Annotated in this window: 1 protein-coding gene; it reads left to right on the top strand. The window is 71.7% G+C overall.

Features of this window, described 5'->3' with window-relative positions; translation table 11 throughout:
• Nucleotides 1–161 precede the first annotated feature (161 nt).
• Nucleotides 162–1,310, top strand: a 1,149-nt coding sequence (locus A6A03_RS19330) for an Eco57I restriction-modification methylase domain-containing protein (protein WP_342673064.1), incomplete at its 3' end; no start/stop codon positions are given.

The following is a 1,310-nucleotide window of genomic DNA, read 5'->3' as shown; positions in this document are numbered from 1 at the left end:
GGGGGGGGGGGGGGGGGGGTTTTGGGGGGGGGGCGGGGGGGGGGGGGGGGGGGGGGGGGGGGGGGGGGGGGGGGGGGCGGGGGGGGCGCCCGCCGCTAGCAGCCGACGAGGACGAGGTGATCGTGGCCCGGCGGCTGGTGGCGCAGCGCTGCCTGTACGGGGTGGACAAGAACCCGGTAGCGGTGGATTTGGCGAAGGTGTCGCTGTGGCTGGCGACGCTGGCGAAGACGCAGCCGTTCACGTTTCTCGACCACGCGCTGCGCCACGGCGATTCGCTGGTGGGGCTGGCGCAGGCGCAGATCGAGGCCTTTCACTGGCAGGCGGGGGGCCGGCAAGCGGCGCTGGAGACGGCGGCGATCCGGCAGCGGCTGGCGAAGGTGGCGGAGCTGCGGGCGCAGATCCGGCAGGCGGACGGGCGGCTGAGCGACGCGGCGCTGCACGCGCTCTGGCGGGAGGCGCAGGCCGAGCTGGCGCAGGTGCGGGAGTACGGCGATCTGGTGGCGCTGGCGTTCTTTGCCGGCAGCACGCCGAAAGAGCGGGAAGCGCGGCGGAAGGAGTACGCGCTGGCGGTGTTCGACGAGGAGCGGCTGGCGGCGCTGCGCGACGAGCTGGCGGCGCGGCGGCACGGCGAACTGGCGCTGGCGCCGTTCCACTGGGAGATCGAGTTCCCGGAGGTGTTCCAGCGCGAGCGGGGTGGGTTTGACGTGATCGTCGGCAACCCGCCGTTTGCGGGCAAGAACACGCTGATTGCGGGCAACCCGCCGGGCTATCTCGACTGGTTGCAGCAGCTTCACGAGAGCAGCCACGGCAACGCCGATCTGGTGGCGCACTTCTTCCGGCGGGCGTTCGATCTGTTGCGCGACGGCGGGGCGCTAGGGTTGATCGCGACCAACACCATCGCCCAAGGCGACACCCGCGCGACCGGGTTGCGCTGGATCTGCACCCACGGCGGTGAGATCTACGCGGCGCGGCGGCGGGTGCCGTGGCCGGGGCAGGCGGCGGTGATTGTGAGCGTAGTGCATCTGGTTAAAGGCCGGTACGAAGGGGTGAAATGCCTCGACGGGCGGCACGTCGAGCAGATCACGGCCTTCCTGTTCCACCGCGGCGGCCACGACGACCCGGTGCGGCTGGCCGAGAACGCGGGCAAGAGCTTCATCGGCAGCTACGTCTTGGGGATGGGGTTCACCTTTGATGACACCGATACCAAAGGGGTGGCGACGCCGCTGGCCGAGCTGGAGCGGCTGATCGCGGCCAACCCGGCCTGCCGGGAGGTGATCTTCCCCTACATCGGCGGCGAAGAGCTGAACAGC

This window comes from Chloroflexus islandicus (genome assembly GCF_001650695.1).
Classification (GTDB): domain Bacteria; phylum Chloroflexota; class Chloroflexia; order Chloroflexales; family Chloroflexaceae; genus Chloroflexus; species Chloroflexus islandicus.
Note: the sequence above shows the minus strand (reverse complement) of the source record. Positions and strands in the feature narration are given on the sequence as shown.